Consider the following 14877-nt stretch of genomic DNA (forward strand, 5'->3'; position numbering starts at 1 on the left):
GTCGGGTCCTAGGCGCTTTCGGCGGCCAGGGCACGCCGGCGCACGCGGCGCACCAGGACGTCGGGGAAGGCCCGGTGCAGGGCGACGGCGATTGCGGCCGCGAGGACATTCTTGATGATGTCCCCCGGGTAGAAGACCAGGTCGCCCAGGAAGGCCTGCTCCAGGGTCGCCTTGGAGTTCATGGCGATGCCCACGATGCCCAGGGAGTGCACGACCACAATGCTCGTGGCCGTGGCAGACAGGAAGAACCAGAGGGCGCGGGTCTTGGTGGTGCGTTTGATCACCACAGTGGCCAGCCATCCCACGACGCCCGCGGCGATGGGGAACGCGATGATGTAGCCGGCCGAGGGCCCGGCAAGGATGCCCAGGCCGCTGCGGCCCTGGCTGAAGATGGGCAGGCCGGCGAGGCCAAGGAGGGTGTAGAGTCCGACGGCGGCGAATCCGCGGGCGGGGCCCAGCACCAGCCCGGTGAGCATAACGGCAAGTGTCTGGAAGGTGATGGGGACGCCGAAGCCGTTCACGGCCAGTCCCGGCACCAGGGCTGCGCCGGCCACGAGGGCGGCAAAAACGGCGATCAGCCCAAGGTCCGTGCCGTTCCAGCGGCGGCGCTCCGCCCGCGGGCTGTTCTTAGGGGTGGTGTGGGTGTTGCTCATGGCGGTCCTGTCGGGGTTGTACAAGCGGAATCTAATGTACAGCCGACGCTACCGGGGTGGAACAGGGCCTACTTTGTAGGAAATCTACTAAGCGGCCCCGGCTCCTTTGGGCTGGGCACAAGGTGTCCTGGAATAGGGTTTGTTATTTCCTGAGCATTTCTGGTCCCCAACCCCGCTGAAGTGCGCACTACTGGTTAATTTTCAATGGCACCGGGCTTCCAATCGGGAATTCTTTGGACCGACGTTTTGAACAGTGGACGAACGTTTGGACCGACGCCGGCCGGCTGTACTTCCTGCTAAAGATTGGCCGGCACGGCAATCCAATGTGATATTTCGAAACGCTGATTTCCGAACCCACAGGTTTTGGGACGCTTCCGAAGCCGATGACCACCTGCGCCGCTACCGTCCGCCACCACCCTGCCGACTGCATGAAACGCTGTTCACTGCAATCACCGCTGTGGAACCAACGCAAAAGCAGGAAAAGTACGGTCTTTTCTGGTGCGGTTTAGGGGCACCAATTAGGGGGAGCCCGGGATTGTTTTAGATGCCTTGAGCAATGACACTGAACGAACTGGGATTTGGCGTCGGCATTCAACTATTGGGGACTAAATTGATTATTTTTCCGTTTTTCCGCAGGGTCGAACGTGGTGGCAGTTCCAGGGCCTCCACGTATTTCTTAAGGGGTGGCGTTGATCGCGTGGCTGGCCCCCGTCCGCGCCGGTGGCCGCATCTACGGCTCTCTGCACTCTTGGCAGCAATGTTGGTTGCGCTGGCTGCTCTGGTGGTACCCATGCCGGCGACGGCTGCCACGGGTGATGTCGGCGTTCAGGATATGTCGCATTCCGGCACGGCGACCCCCACGGGTACCAAGCGGGCCGTCAGTTCGTTGTGGTTCAACGACGGCTCCTGGTGGGGGAACCTGTGGAGTTCTGCCACGTCCGATTTCCATATCTTCAGGTTCAATGCCGCGACCAGTTCCTGGGTGGACACGGGAGTGGCAACTGAACCGCGCCCGGGCACCCATCATGACGTGTTGTGGGACGGGCAAACCCTGTATGTCGCCAGCTACCGGTTTGTCGACGACGGCCTGCCGGCTGAACCGAACAATCCCACCACGATGCGGCGTTACAGCTACGACTCCGCCGCCAAGAAATACACGCTGCTGGGTTCCACCCAGATCAACAACTCCAAAGTTGAGGTCCTGACCATCGACAAGGACTCCACTGGCAGGATCTGGGCCACGTGGCAGCAGGGAAACAAGATCTACCTCAACGCGACGGCCACGGACGGCAAGACCTGGGGCACCCCCTTCCAGGTTCCTGGATCGATGAGCAACGTCTCTGTGGACGATACATCGGCCGTGATTGCCTTCGACGGGAAGATCGGTGTCATGTGGAGCCGGCAGGTGGGGGACTCCACCGACGGCATGTACTGGAGCTACCACGTCGATGGGGCGTCAAACACGGCCTGGAGTAGTCCAGTGGCGGCCGTGTCGGGGCAGCGCAGCAGCGATGATCACATGAACCTCAAGTGGCTGGACTCCTCAGGCGGCCGCGTGTTCGCGGCAATCAAGACCTCGTACATATCCGCATCCCAACCGCTGATCCAGCTGTTGGCGCTGAGTGGAACCACGTGGTCCGCGCACACGATCGCTACCGTCGCGGAATGCCCCAACCGGGTGATCGTCATGATTGACGAGAGCACCCAGAGGCTGCGTACCTTCGCTACCTATCCAAAGCCGGGCGGCACGACGAACGCCGGTGTCTGCAGCACCTCGGGCGGTGCGATCTACGAAAAGTCCACCCCGCTCGACAAAATCAGCTTCACCACCACGAAAACGGCCCGGATCGTCGATGCCGACCAGTACGTGCACAACGTGACGTCGACGAAGCAAAACATCAACAGTGCCGCGAGCGGCACGGCAGACAGCGGCCTGTTGCTGCTTGCCGACGTCAACGCCACAAGCCGGTACTGGCACTACTACGACCCGCGCGGCGGTGGCAGTGTCACCGCGCCTCCGGCCGGACAGAGTCCCATCGCAGCCAAGGCAGCTTCGCTGAATGGCGCTCTTGGCGCAGCCACCACAGGAGAGATCTACGGGCTCAAGGACAACGGCGGGTACCAATGCTTTGAACGCGGATGCATCCTCTGGTCGCCCGCATCCGGGGCCCACATCTCCGTCGGGGCGATCCGCGGCCTGTGGGCAGCTACAGGGTTTGAAAACGGCAGGCTCGGCTACCCGACCACGGACGAAGTGGGCGGACTCAGGGACGGCGGCGTCTACCAGAACTACCAGGGCGGGGCGATCATCTGGTCACCGGCAACAGGAGCCCACATCTCCGTCGGGGCGATCCGCGGCCTGTGGGCAGCCACCGGGTTTGAAAACGGCAGGCTCGGCTACCCGACCACCGACGAAGTGGGCGGACTCAGGGACGGCGGCGTGTACCAGAACTACCAGGGCGGCGCGATCATCTGGTCACCCGGAACAGGAGCCCACATCTCCGTCGGGGCCATCCGCACAATCTGGGCCTCCACGGGGTTTGAATCAGGCCGCCTCGGCTACCCCACAAGTGATGAATACGCGACAGGGAATGACGGAAGCGTGGCTCAGAACTATCAGGGCGGCGTCATCCACTGGAGCCCAAGCGGCTACTACATCTCCTGATTATCAGGGACTCGGGCTCCTGTCCCTACGGAGGGTCACCGACTTGGTAACGTGTGCCGCATGCCCATCAAATTAGAGAACGTCGGCATTGCAGTCCGGGACCTGGAATCGGCGATTGCGTTCTTCACTGACCTCGGGCTCACCGTCCTGGGGCGTCAGACGGTCAGTGGAGAATGGGCCGATACGGCCGTTGGCCTCGACGGCAACCACGCCAAGATAGCCATGCTTCAGACGCCGGACGGCCACGGCCGCCTCGAGCTTTTCGAGTACATCCACCCCGCGGCGATCGAGACCCTGCCAACTCTGCCCAACGAGATCGGCATGCACCGGGTTGCTTTCTCAGTGGACGATATCGAGGCGGCACTGGAGATTGCGGCGGGGCACGGCTGCCACCCCCTGCGCGGCGTGGCAACGTACGGGGACGTCTATAAACTCGCCTACGTCCGGGGGCCCAGCGGCATCATTGTGATGCTCGCCGAGGAACTGAAGAAAGGCTGACCGCCTGCTGCAATATACTCCGAAGATGCCCATCTCGCACCCAGCCCTTTATACCCATCGGCCCGTTACCGAGCTGCGCGGAGGCCAACTGTGAGCGGCGGTCTCGTTGCCCTGCTCGATGACGTCGCAGCCCTGGCCCGGATTGCGGCGGCCTCCGTGGACGACGTTGCCGCCGGCGCCGCCAAGGCGGGGGCCAAGGCCGCCGGCGTCGTGATCGACGACGCCGCCGTCACCCCGCAGTACGTTTCGGGGGCCGACCCGTCCCGCGAACTGCCCATGATCAAGCGGATCTTTTGGGGCTCGATCCGGAACAAACTGCTGATCATACTCCCGGCACTGCTGCTCATCAGCGCCTTCGTTCCCGGAGTCATTCCCTACATCCTCATGCTGGGTGGCACCTACCTCTGCTACGAGGGCGCTGAAAAGGTCTGGCACAAACTGCGCGGCACTCACCACGAGAACGAGGATTCCCCGTCAGTGGAACGCGGGCCCGACGCCGAGGCCACGGTTGTCAAGGGCGCCATTACTACCGACTTCATCCTGTCCTGCGAGATCATGGTCATCTCGATGAACGAGGTGGCTACGGAGTCCATCTGGGTCCGTGCGTTCATCCTGGTCATGGTGGCGTTCGCCATCACGGTGCTCGTGTATGGCGCCGTCGCACTGATCGTCAAGATGGACGACATCGGAGTGCACCTGGCCGCCAAGGACTCTGCCCGTTCCCAGCGCTTCGGCAGGCTCCTGGTGAGGGGCATGCCGGCTGTGCTGGCCACCATTACCTTCATCGGCACAATCGCGATGCTCTGGGTTGGCGGCCACATCATGCTGCAGGGAGCCCACGACCTTGGCTGGCACGGACCTTACGACCTGGTCCACGCCGTCGAAACCCCCGCAGCAGGGATTCCGGTAGTCGGCGGCCTCCTGGGATGGCTCGTCAACACCCTGTGCTCAGCGGTCCTCGGACTCGCCTGGGGCCTCGTCGTCCTGGCCGTTGTGGGCCCGCTGCTGAAGGTGCTGCCGTTCGGCAAGGCGAAGGGCGGCCACGAAGAAGATGCCGCAAAGGCACGGGCCGACAGCCATCAGCCGGAGAAGCATGAGGGACGATAACTCCCGGTCCGTCCGCAGGACGCCCTAGAACGCGTAACGGATGCGGCAGTACGGGGCCACATCCGCAATCAGCGCGGTCAGCTGGCGGACGTACCCCGCCTTTGCCCGTGCCCGGTACCGGACATTGCTGAAACCGTTCGAGGAAACTTTCCCCTCCTGAAGGTCGGGACGCCACAGGACGTTCTCGGCCTGTGGATGCCAGCCCAGGTTGACCTGGTGCAGCTGCTCGTTGTGGGTCAGGAAGATGACCTCCGCGGCCAGCTGCGCCTTGGCTGCCGGTGTCAGGGTTGCGTCGAGTTGGCGCAGCAGCTGCTCCCAGTCCGCGAGCCAGGTGTCGGTGATGATGACGGGGGAGAAGTTCACATGGACCTCGTAGCCGGCCTCAACGAAATCGTTGATGGCCTCCATCCGTTCCGCCACTGGTGACGTCCGGACGTCGATGGATTTCGCCAGGTCCGCGGGCATCAGCGAAAAGCGGATCCGGGTATGCCCGCCATGGTCCCAGCGCAGCATTGCCGGGTTGACGAATTTGGTGGCGAAGGACAGCTTGGCGTTGGGCAGTTCGCGGAAAAGCGTGACAAGTTCCTCCACGTTGTCGCTGATCAGCGCATCCACCGAACAGTCGCTGTTCTCGCCGATGTCGTAGACCCAGAGCTCCGGGTCACACTGATTCGGCTCCAGCTTGATCCCCTGGCGGGCGGCGTGCCGCTCGATTGCTCCGGCGATTTGGCCAATATTGGCGAAGACGGTGACCGGGTTGCTGTAACCCTTGTGGCGGGGCACGTAGCAGTAGGCACAGGCCATGGCGCACCCGTTGGCCGTTGAGGGCGCAATGAAGTCCGCTGACCGGCCGTTCGGCTTGACGGACAACGACTTCTTGACGCCCAGGACCAGCGCCTCCGTTTTGATCCGTGACCAGCGCGGGACATTGGTTTCGTCACCATGCACGTCCGGAATGTTCCAATGGTTATCCACCAGTACGACGTCGGCATCCGGCCACCGTGCCACGATCTCCCGGCCCCGGGACAGCTCCAAAGCGGCCGGCTGCGCATAGATGCGCCGGATCTGGAGCAGCCGATCGAATTCCATGACCACATTCTCCATGACCCCCGGGCCGGCATCCTGCAGTTAAGCCCACGGCATCAGCCGGCAATTTCCCCCAGGATGTCGTTGATGAAACTGCGCTGCCCGCCGGACGGTAGACTGGATTGTGCCGTTCTCCGGCCACTCTGCCCCAGCGTCCCTTCGTACTATGTGCGCGGACCGTGGCGTTCCCTGTTGTGAAAGGCCTTACCTGCTGTGATTACTGTCCAGGATCTTGAACTGCGCGCCGGTGCCCGGCTCCTGATGGACCAGGTGAGCTTCCGCATCGATAAAGGGGACAAGATCGGGCTGGTGGGCCGCAACGGGGCCGGGAAGACCACCCTGACGCGGGTCCTCGCAGGCGAAGGCCTTCCCGCAGCCGGCAAGGTGACCCGCAGCGGCGAAATCGGCTACCTCCCCCAGGACCCCCGGACCCCCGACATGGAGCAGCTGGCCCGGGACCGGATTCTCTCTGCACGCGGCCTTGACATCGTCGTCGGGAAACTCCGCAAGGCGCACGACGAAATGGCCAGCGAAGACGACGACGTCCAGCGCAAGGCCATGAACCGGTATGACCGGCTGGAGTCCGAATTCCTCGCAGCCGGCGGTTACGCTGCCGAGGCCGAGGCTGCGTCAATCTGCTCCAACCTGGCCCTCCCGGACCGCCTGCTGAACCAGCCGCTCAAAACGCTGTCCGGTGGCCAGCGGCGCCGCGTGGAGCTCGCCCGCATCCTCTACTCGGACGCCGAAACGATGCTCCTGGACGAACCCACCAACCACCTTGACGCCGATTCCATCGCCTGGCTGCGTGACTTCCTGAAAAACCACCAGGGCGGCCTGATCGTCATCAGCCACGACACCGACCTGCTGGAAGCCACGGTCAACAAGGTGTTCCTGCTGGACGCCAACCGCGCCCAAATCGACTTCTACAACATGGACTGGAAGCGGTATCTCCAGCAGCGGGAGACGGACGAGCGCGCCCGGAAGCGTGAACGGGCCAACGCCGAGAAGAAGGCGCAGGTCCTCATGGACCAGGCCAACAAGATGCGGGCCAAGGCCACCAAGGCTGTTGCCGCACAGAACATGGCCAAGCGCGCCGAACGGCTGCTCAGCGGCCTGGAAGCCGTCCGCGAGCAGGACCGCGTGGCAGCGCTCCGGTTCCCCGACCCGTCACCCTGCGGCAAGACCCCGCTCACCGCGGACGGGCTCAGCAAGTCCTACGGCTCGCTGGAAATCTTCACCGACGTGGACCTGGCCATCGACCGCGGTTCCAAGGTGGTCATCCTGGGCCTCAACGGCGCCGGCAAGACCACGCTGCTGCGCATGCTCGCGGGCGTGGACACCCCGGACACCGGCGAGGTCATCCCCGGTCACGGGCTGAAGGTGGGTTACTACGCCCAGGAACACGAAACCCTGGACCACGACCGCACGGTACTCGAAAATATGCGCTCCGCCGCGCCCGACATGAAGGACGCCGAGGTGCGAGGCATTCTCGGCTCATTCCTGTTCTCGGGTGACGACGTCGACAAGCCCGCCGGCGTGCTGTCCGGCGGCGAGAAGACCCGCCTGGCCCTGGCCACCATCGTTGCTTCCAGCGCCAACGTCCTCCTCCTCGACGAACCCACCAACAACCTCGACCCCGCCAGCCGCGCCGAAATTCTCGGCGCCCTGCGCAACTACACCGGCGCCGTCGTCCTGGTCAGCCACGACGAAGGCGCTGTCGAAGCCCTGAACCCCGAACGCGTGGTCATGCTTCCTGACGGCGTCGAAGACCTTTGGAACGAGGACTACCTGGACCTGATCACCCTGGCCTAAGGCTCGGTCCCACCCCGGGCACCCGTAGTCGCGCGTTGCGAAGCGGATGGAACAAGCGCAACGAACCAAGGGCCGCCGTCGTACTTCAAAGCCTCAATACCCCTGCGCGTCCAGGAGGGCATCTTCCTCTTCCTCCGCTGTCGCCTTCCTGCGTTTGCGTGGCGGGGCCGGCCGGCGGCGGGCAGTGGGGACGGCCGAATGGACGGCGCCGTCCGCCTGGCTCTCTTCCATGTCCTCCGCGTCGATCGCTGCATTGCGGGCCTGCTGCCGGGCCGCGTAGCCGAAGCCCACGAACATGAGAACACCGAAGGCGAACCACTGCAGCGAATAGGACAGGTGGGTCCCCTCGTCAGTGGATGGCTTGGGGAACGCCACGGGCATGTCGGGGGACGGAGGCGTTTCCGACGCCAGCTGGCCGTAGGCGCCCGTGAGCAGGGGATAGCCCACCTGCGCAGCATAAGTCGGCAGGTCGATGGACGCGAGCTGGCCCTCGGGCGCCCCGCGCTGAAGTTCCGGCTCACCATGCTTCAGGCGAACGACGGCGGTGACCTCGCCGGAGGGGGGTGCCGGCACGGCATCCGGGCTGCCCGGATTCTTGTTTCCGATGGGCAGCCAGCCGCGGTCGATGACTACTGCTTCGCCGGTGGTGAGGCGGAAGGGGACCACCACCTCATAGCCGGGCTGCCCGTTAAGCGGCCGGTTGCGGACAATGCGCTGGCCGGCAGCATCATAGGAGCCCTTCAGCTCAACCTGGGTCCACTCCTTGGCCGGGTCCAGCTGGTTGAACTGGTCCCGTGCCTGGGCGAAGGGGATGGGCGTGGCCGAGTAATTGCTGACCACCCTGTTGATCTCGGCCAGCGTCTCCGCACGCCGGTCCATCTGCCAGCGGCCCAGGAAGACGCACGCGGTGGCAAAGATCGCGGCCAGCAGGAGATAGCCCAGCCATTTGCTGGAAAAAAGGAACCGGTACATTCAGATGTCCTGCGCCAGTGAACCGTCGTCGCTGGCCGACAGGGGGAGCGTTTCCTTCCACAGACCCCGGGTCTGCAGGTAGTCCTCCAGCCATTCGCGGTGATCGCCGCAGGCAAGCCAAATCTTGCGGCGCTCGGGGGCATGGATTTTGGGGTTGTTCCAGAGGAGCTGCCAGGACGCCTGGGCCCTGCACGCCTTCCGTGAGCACATGGCGGTCCCGGATGCCACGTCCGATCCTGCCGCGAAATCGAAAAGACTCATGATGCCTGCCGCTCCTCCCCGGGGTCCTCATCCTTTATCAGTTCGCCTTGAAGAACAGCGCTGCCCGGTTCGTCTTCCGGATGCGGAAGAACCGGGCTCTCAATCTCGGCCAGGGGAGCGGAATCCAGCAGCAGGTCGCTGTGGGCCTCTGCCTTGTCGCTGCCGTTGGCGATGACCACAGCAATCCAGGGCAGGAATACCGCGCCAGCCACCGCGATGACCTTGAACCAGCCGTCCACCACGAAGATCATGATCAGGCACACCATGCGGATTCCCATGGCCAGCGCGTACTTGATCATCCGCTGGCGCATATCCTCCGAGTGCGCCCCGGCGGCGTCGGTAATGCTGTGGACCTCGGTATCGCCGGAGAACCGGCCCGGTTCTTCGGGCGCGGAATGTCCCGCATGGTTTTCAAGGGTCACGGTGAATGATCACGCTCCAAAGGCTTCCCTCAATTCTCGCACCATCGGCAGTGCTGCCCAAACCCGCAGCGGGCCTGCCGCTAAGATCGGAGGCAGCCCAAACCACACCCCGCTACCGCGGCGCAGCCCGCCGCAGAATCCCGGAGCCCCTCTATGACTGAAACAGCTTCCGCACCCCGCAGCGTCCTGATCACCGGCGGCAACCGCGGCATCGGCCTGGCCATTGCACAGGCGTTCCTTGCCAACGGCGACAAGGTGGCGGTGACCTACCGCAGCGAAACCCAGTTGCCGGAGGGAATCCTCGGCGTCAAGGCGGACGTCACCGATGAGGCATCCGTGGATGCAGCCTTCAAGGAAGTGGAAGCAGCCCACGGTCCTGTGGAGGTCCTGGTGGCCAACGCCGGCATCACCAAGGACACCCTTCTCCTGCGCATGAGCGAAGACGACTTCACTTCCGTCATCGACACCAACCTGACCGGCGCCTTCCGTGTCATCAAGCGCGCATCCAAGGGCATGATCCGCCTCCGCAAGGGCCGGGTGGTCCTCATTTCCTCGGTCTCCGGCCTTTACGGTGCCCCGGGCCAGATCAACTACTCCGCTTCCAAAGCCGGCCTGGTGGGCATCGCCCGGTCCCTCACCCGCGAACTCGGTTCCCGCGGCATCACCGCCAACGTGGTTGCTCCCGGCTTCATCAACACCGACATGACCGCTGAACTCCCCGAAGCCACCCAGAAGGACTACCTTGCCAGCATCCCTGCGGGGCGCTTTGCCGAAGCCGGCGAGGTCGCCAACGTGGTCCGGTGGATTGCCAGCAATGAAGCCGCCTACATCTCCGGTGCGGTCATCCCGGTGGACGGCGGCCTGGGCATGGGCCACTGACTCTTCCGGTCTTTTGCCCCTGCAGGAAACTAGCCGGGTGGCCCTTATTTGTCGGAGCCGCACAAGGGATATCGGCAACAGCCGCTGGCATGATGGACTGCAGACCACAACGATTTAGATGTTTTGAACAAAGGAAGCTCGAATGGGACTGCTGGACAACAAGACCGCCATCGTCACGGGATCATCGCGGGGCATCGGCGCCGACGTAGCAAAGATCCTCGCGTCGGAGGGTGCCGCCGTCGTCGTCAACTACCGCCAGAAGGCGCCCCGCGCGAACAAGGTGGTGCAGGGCATTGAAGCAGCCGGCGGCCGGGCTGTCGCAGTGGGTGCCGACCTGACCACCCAGGAGGGCGTGCAGGCCCTGGCCAGCGCCGCCATGGAGAACTTCGGTTCGCTGGACGTCCTGGTGCTTAACGCCTCGGGCGGCATGGAAACCGGCATGGGGGAGGACTACGCACTCAAGCTCAACCGGGACGCCCAGATCAACATGCTCAACGCCGCCGTGCCCCTGATGAAGGAAGGCTCCCGCGTGGTGTTCGTCACCAGCCACCAGGCCCACTTCATCAACACGGTGCCCACCATGGAGGCGTACGAGCCGGTGGCCCGCAGCAAGCGTGCCGGTGAGGACGCCCTGCGTGAACTCATCCCCAACCTGGCCGGGAAGGGGATCTCCCTGGTGGTGGTGTCCGGCGACATGATCGAAGGGACAGTCACCGCCACACTCCTGGACCGCTCCACCCCGGGTGCGATTGAGGCCCGCCGCGCGGAGGCCGGGAAGCTGTATTCCGTGGAAGAGTTCGCCCACGTGGTCGCCGGCATGGCAACGGCCGACGTCGAATCCGGCCACACCGAGTACGCCGGTGGAGCAGACTACTTCGGCAAGGGCGCCCAGCCCGCAAGCTAGGCCCCCACACACGTGAAAAGGGCCCACGCCCGCAGGTGAATTCCTGCGGACGTGGGTCCCTTTTCCCGTTAAGAGCGGCTAGACCCCGGCGACGTGCCGGACGGCGTCCAGGTACGGCATGTTCAGGGCGGCGTCGGCCACGGCCCGGACGGCGGGCTTGGCGTTGAACGCCACCCCGATCCCGGCAGCACCGAGCATGTCCAGGTCGTTGGCGCCGTCGCCTACCGCCACGGTGTGCTCCAGGGCGATGTCCTCTGCAGCGGCCCACTCCCGCAGGTACTTCTCCTTGGCGGCCCTGTCCACCACCGCGCCCAGCACCTTGCCGGTCAGCGCCCCGTCCACGATTTCCAGTTCATTGGCCTGCCAGTAGTCCAGGCCCAGGTCGGCGGCGATCGGCTCGAGGATCTGGTTGAAGCCGCCGGACACCACTGCCACCGTGTGGCCTGCTGCCTTGAAAGCGGCCACCAGCTCACCGGCGCCTTCGCTGAGTTTCACCTCGTTGCGGACGGAATGGACGACGTCGGCCGGCAGCCCCGCGAGCACCGCCACCCGGGCGTGCAGGCTCTGGGCGAAGTCCAGTTCGCCACGCATGGCAGCTTCCGTTACGGCCGCCACTTCCTCCCGCTTGCCGGCGTAGGCGGCCAGGAGTTCAATGACCTCCTGCTGGATGAGCGTCGAATCCACATCCATGATCAGCAGCTTCCGGGCAGCGGACCGAAGGCCGGCCGGGACAACCGCAGTGTCGAAATCGCCGGTGGCGGCATCAGCCACGGACCGGCGCAGGGCGGCAAGCCCGGCCTCGGTCGCGTCGGGAAGGGCCAGCTCAAGGATGTGCACCTGGTACCGGTCATTGCCCGGAGCGGATTCGGACAGTACCTGGGCCCCGTGCGATGTAAGGACGGAACGCAGCTGCTCCAGCCCGGCGGGGGTCACATTGAGGCCATAGCTGACCGCAGTCACGTTCGAAGTCATGCCTGCAATCTTAGCCAGCGCAGATGCGGCGGCTGGAATTCGTTGCGGCCCACCGCTGCGGAGCATTTAGGGAGCCTTCACACCGGTTATCAGTCATCTTCTTTTTTGTCCTAGTGTCTACTCCTATGAGTGATGTTCTGGAACTGGACTCCGTCAGTGTTGTCCGAGGTAAGAAGACCCTGCTGGACAAGGTTGACTGGCAGGTCAATGAAGGCGAACGGTGGGTCATCCTGGGCCCCAACGGCGCCGGCAAAACCACCCTTCTCCAGATCGCGGCGGCCCGGCTCCACCCGAGCAGCGGCACAGCCGGCATCCTCGACGAAGTGCTGGGCCGCGTTGACGTATTCGAACTCCGGCCGCGGATCGGCCTTTCCTCTGCGGCCCTTGCCACCCAGATCCCGGAACACGAGAACGTCCTCAACGTCGTGGTCACCGCCGCTTACGGCGTCACCGGCCGCTGGCGCGAGGGCTACGAGCGCGACGACGAACGGCGCGCGTTCAGGCTGCTGAACGACTGGGGCATGGGGCCTTTGCTCAACAGGACCTTCGCCACACTGTCCGAAGGCGAGCGTAAGCGCGTCCAGATCGCCCGGGCCCTTATGACGGACCCGGAACTGCTGCTCCTGGATGAGCCGGGTGCCGGGCTGGACCTGGGCGGCCGCGAAGAGCTGGTCCACAAGCTTGGCGAACTCGCCAGCGATGAGGCCGCGCCGGCCATGGTCCTGGTCACGCACCACCTTGAGGAGGTCCCGCCGGGCTTCACGCACGCCATGCTGCTGCGTGACGGCGGCGTCGTGGCGGCCGGACCTATCACCGAGGTGCTGACCGAAGAGCACCTGAGCACCACCTTCGGGCTGCCGCTTGCGGTGACCGAAAACGCGGGACGCTACACCGCCACAGCACGCCGCTAGACCAGGCCTGCACAGCACCTTGGAACTCTTCAGCAGCATCATTGTGTTCATCGCCGGGTTGTGGGCCGGCACCATCAATGCGGTGGTGGGCTCCGGCACCCTGGTGACCTTCCCTGTCCTGATCGCCCTGGGGGTGGCCCCGGTGGTGGCCTCGATGAGCAACGCCATGGGCCTGGTGGCCGGCACCGCTGCCGGGGCCTTCGGGTACCGGCGCGAGCTGGCCGGCCGGGGGCGGCAGGTTATGCGCCTGCTGCCGGCGTCGGTCCTGGGCGGCGTCTCCGGTGCCTGGCTGCTGCTGCACCTGCCCGAGAAGGTCTTCCATTACGTTGCGCCGGTCCTGCTGGTCCTGGCGCTGCTGATGGTGGTGTTCCAGCCCCGGCTCCAGGACTGGGTGCGCAACCGCGAGGCCAATCCTGAGCATGCCGTCCGGGACAAACGCCACGGCATCCTCCTGGTGGTCCTCGTCTACCTCGCCGGCGTATACGGCGGTTACTTCGTTGCAGCCCAGGGGATCCTGCTGGTCGGAATCCTGGGGGTGTTCCTCACCGGGACCATCCAGAACGCCAACGCCATGAAGAACATCCTGGTGCTCGGCGTCAACATGGTGGCAGCCATCTCCTACCTGCTGTTCGCCTTCGACCGGATCAACTGGCTGGTGGTGCTGCTAATCGCGGTCAGCTCCACCATCGGCGGCGTGCTGGGTTCGAAGGTTGGCCGCAAGCTCTCGCCGCGCGTCCTCCGGGCCGTGATCTTCAGCCTGGGCATCGTGGCCCTGGCGGTCATGATCGCCAACCTGCTGAAATAATCACCCGGTGACCTTCCACTACCTTGAATCCGCCGATGACCCGCGGGTCAGCGACTACACCACCCTGACGGACGTGCACCTCCGCAAGCTCCGCGAACCGGCCGAGGGGATGTACATTGCCGAGTCGTCGCGGGTCCTGCGCAGGGCGCTGGCCGCGGGCCACCAGCCGCGGTCGTTCTTCCTGGCGGAGAAGTGGATGGCGGACCTCGACGACGTCTTCCAGGCCTATCCCGACATCCCGGCCTTCATCGGCCCGGCAGCCCTGCTGGAGGAAATCACCGGTTTCCACCTGCACCGCGGTGCCATGGCGGCGATGCAGCGCCCGGCGCCGGTGCCGCTGCCGGACCTCCTGGCCGGAGCACGCCGCGTGGCCGTGCTGGAGGACATCGTGGACCACACCAATGTAGGTGCCATCTTCCGTTCCGCCGCAGCCCTGGACATCGACGCCGTCCTGGTCTCACCGCGGTGCGGGGACCCGCTCTACCGGCGCAGCGTCAGGGTCAGCATGGGCACTGTGTTCCAGGTTCCCTGGGCGCGGCTGCAGGACTGGCCGGGCGACCTCCAGGTGCTCAAGGAGCACGGTTTCACGGTCGCGGCACTGGAGCTGACGCCGGACGCGGAGGATGTCGACGCCGTCGCGTCCCGCAACCTGGACAAGCTCGCCCTGGTGCTTGGCACCGAAGGCGCCGGCATGAGCCCCCAGACCCTTGCCGCCGTCGACCTCGCCGTCAAAATCCCCATGCGCCATGGCGTCGATTCGCTCAACGTGGCTGCTGCCTCGGCTGTGGCGTTCTGGGAGCTGCGGGCGCGGTAGGGGTGCGCACTGGCGCGGCGAAACCGGTTCGTCAGCCCCTCCCGCATCGGCTATGATGGATAGCTGGTTGTCCTGCTTTTTCGGCTTCGGCTGATGCAACAGATCCCAACCATCCC

Annotated in this window: 15 protein-coding genes; 9 read left to right on the plus strand and 6 right to left on the minus strand. The window is 64.8% G+C overall.

What is annotated here, in order from left to right:
* Positions 1 to 8 precede the first annotated feature (8 nt).
* Positions 9 to 653 (minus strand): biotin transporter BioY, encoded by a 645-nt coding sequence (locus tag Q9R31_RS06165; RefSeq protein ID WP_311261862.1) that lies wholly within the window; start codon positions 651 to 653, stop codon positions 9 to 11.
* A gap of 832 nt (positions 654 to 1485) precedes the next feature.
* Here Q9R31_RS06165 and Q9R31_RS06170 point away from each other — a divergent pair.
* From Q9R31_RS06170 to Q9R31_RS06180, 3 genes are all read left to right on the plus strand, one after another.
* A complete protein-coding gene (locus Q9R31_RS06170; RefSeq protein ID WP_311261863.1) occupies positions 1486 to 3318 on the plus strand; it encodes a hypothetical protein in 1833 nt (610 codons plus the stop codon).
* A 60-nt stretch (positions 3319 to 3378) separates the two neighbouring features.
* Positions 3379 to 3816: a VOC family protein gene (locus Q9R31_RS06175; protein WP_311261864.1), complete on the plus strand. Its 438-nt coding sequence runs from the start codon at positions 3379 to 3381 to the stop codon at positions 3814 to 3816.
* Between the two features lie 90 nt (positions 3817 to 3906).
* Positions 3907 to 4923, plus strand: coding sequence for a DUF808 domain-containing protein (locus Q9R31_RS06180; RefSeq protein WP_311261865.1), 1017 nt, complete (start codon positions 3907 to 3909; stop codon positions 4921 to 4923).
* A gap of 24 nt (positions 4924 to 4947) precedes the next feature.
* On the opposite strand, the gene Q9R31_RS06185 is transcribed toward Q9R31_RS06180, so the two are convergent.
* Entirely contained in the window at positions 4948 to 6012 is a 1065-nt protein-coding gene (locus Q9R31_RS06185) for a spore photoproduct lyase family protein (RefSeq protein ID WP_311261866.1), read from the minus strand.
* A 210-nt stretch (positions 6013 to 6222) separates the two neighbouring features.
* Here Q9R31_RS06185 and Q9R31_RS06190 point away from each other — a divergent pair, with 210 nt between their 5' ends.
* Positions 6223 to 7821: an ABC-F family ATP-binding cassette domain-containing protein gene (locus tag Q9R31_RS06190; protein WP_311261867.1), complete on the plus strand. Its 1599-nt coding sequence runs from the start codon at positions 6223 to 6225 to the stop codon at positions 7819 to 7821.
* Positions 7822 to 7914: 93 nt separating this feature from the next.
* Here Q9R31_RS06190 and Q9R31_RS06195 read toward each other — a convergent pair whose 3' ends face one another.
* Genes Q9R31_RS06195 through Q9R31_RS06205 form a run of 3 tightly spaced genes read right to left on the minus strand, consistent with a single transcriptional unit; the run spans position 7915 to position 9476 of the window.
* Entirely contained in the window at positions 7915 to 8793 is an 879-nt protein-coding gene (locus tag Q9R31_RS06195) for an SURF1 family protein (RefSeq protein WP_311261868.1), read from the minus strand.
* Positions 8794 to 9054, minus strand: coding sequence for a hypothetical protein (locus Q9R31_RS06200; protein ID WP_311261869.1), 261 nt, complete (start codon positions 9052 to 9054; stop codon positions 8794 to 8796).
* Positions 9051 to 9476 (minus strand): DUF3099 domain-containing protein, encoded by a 426-nt coding sequence (locus Q9R31_RS06205; RefSeq protein ID WP_311261870.1) that lies wholly within the window; start codon positions 9474 to 9476, stop codon positions 9051 to 9053. The genes Q9R31_RS06200 and Q9R31_RS06205 overlap by 4 nt, the downstream gene beginning before the upstream one ends.
* Before the next feature lie 153 nt (positions 9477 to 9629).
* Here Q9R31_RS06205 and Q9R31_RS06210 point away from each other — a divergent pair, with 153 nt between their 5' ends.
* Together Q9R31_RS06210 and Q9R31_RS06215 are read left to right on the plus strand one after the other, a co-directional pair.
* Positions 9630 to 10355 (plus strand): beta-ketoacyl-ACP reductase, encoded by a 726-nt coding sequence (locus tag Q9R31_RS06210; protein WP_311261871.1) that lies wholly within the window; start codon positions 9630 to 9632, stop codon positions 10353 to 10355.
* A gap of 142 nt (positions 10356 to 10497) precedes the next feature.
* Complete coding sequence (locus tag Q9R31_RS06215) at positions 10498 to 11259, plus strand: SDR family oxidoreductase (RefSeq protein WP_311261872.1); 762 nt, start codon at positions 10498 to 10500, stop codon at positions 11257 to 11259.
* A 78-nt stretch (positions 11260 to 11337) separates the two neighbouring features.
* Here Q9R31_RS06215 and serB read toward each other — a convergent pair whose 3' ends face one another.
* On the minus strand, positions 11338 to 12231 hold the full coding sequence (serB, locus tag Q9R31_RS06220) for a phosphoserine phosphatase SerB (protein WP_311261873.1): 894 nt from the start codon (positions 12229 to 12231) through the stop codon (positions 11338 to 11340).
* Positions 12232 to 12356: 125 nt separating this feature from the next.
* Between serB and Q9R31_RS06225 the strand changes: the two genes are divergently transcribed.
* Genes Q9R31_RS06225 through Q9R31_RS06235 form a run of 3 tightly spaced genes read left to right on the plus strand, consistent with a single transcriptional unit; the run spans position 12357 to position 14761 of the window.
* Entirely contained in the window at positions 12357 to 13142 is a 786-nt protein-coding gene (locus tag Q9R31_RS06225) for an ABC transporter ATP-binding protein (protein WP_306631171.1), read from the plus strand.
* A 19-nt stretch (positions 13143 to 13161) separates the two neighbouring features.
* The gene (locus Q9R31_RS06230; protein ID WP_311261874.1) at positions 13162 to 13947 is read left to right on the plus strand and encodes a sulfite exporter TauE/SafE family protein; all 786 of its coding nucleotides are present in this window, start codon (positions 13162 to 13164) and stop codon (positions 13945 to 13947) included.
* A gap of 7 nt (positions 13948 to 13954) precedes the next feature.
* Positions 13955 to 14761: an RNA methyltransferase gene (locus tag Q9R31_RS06235; RefSeq protein WP_311261875.1), complete on the plus strand. Its 807-nt coding sequence runs from the start codon at positions 13955 to 13957 to the stop codon at positions 14759 to 14761.
* Positions 14762 to 14877 lie beyond the last annotated feature (116 nt).

Source organism: Pseudarthrobacter sp. BRE9 (genome assembly GCF_031844305.1).
GTDB lineage: Bacteria > Actinomycetota > Actinomycetes > Actinomycetales > Micrococcaceae > Arthrobacter.

Coding starts and splice junctions, on each gene's coding strand:
- serB (WP_311261873.1), bottom strand. CDS start 12,231: ATGACTTCGAACGTGACTGCGGTCAGCTATGGCCTCAATGTGACCCCC.
- Q9R31_RS06195 (WP_311261868.1), bottom strand. CDS start 8,793: ATGTACCGGTTCCTTTTTTCCAGCAAATGGCTGGGCTATCTCCTGCTG.
- Q9R31_RS06165 (WP_311261862.1), bottom strand. CDS start 653: ATGAGCAACACCCACACCACCCCTAAGAACAGCCCGCGGGCGGAGCGC.
- Q9R31_RS06200 (WP_311261869.1), bottom strand. CDS start 9,054: ATGAGTCTTTTCGATTTCGCGGCAGGATCGGACGTGGCATCCGGGACC.
- Q9R31_RS06225 (WP_306631171.1), top strand. CDS start 12,357: ATGAGTGATGTTCTGGAACTGGACTCCGTCAGTGTTGTCCGAGGTAAG.
- Q9R31_RS06210 (WP_311261871.1), top strand. CDS start 9,630: ATGACTGAAACAGCTTCCGCACCCCGCAGCGTCCTGATCACCGGCGGC.
- Q9R31_RS06170 (WP_311261863.1), top strand. CDS start 1,486: ATGTCGCATTCCGGCACGGCGACCCCCACGGGTACCAAGCGGGCCGTC.
- Q9R31_RS06215 (WP_311261872.1), top strand. CDS start 10,498: ATGGGACTGCTGGACAACAAGACCGCCATCGTCACGGGATCATCGCGG.
- Q9R31_RS06185 (WP_311261866.1), bottom strand. CDS start 6,012: ATGGAATTCGATCGGCTGCTCCAGATCCGGCGCATCTATGCGCAGCCG.
- Q9R31_RS06175 (WP_311261864.1), top strand. CDS start 3,379: ATGCCCATCAAATTAGAGAACGTCGGCATTGCAGTCCGGGACCTGGAA.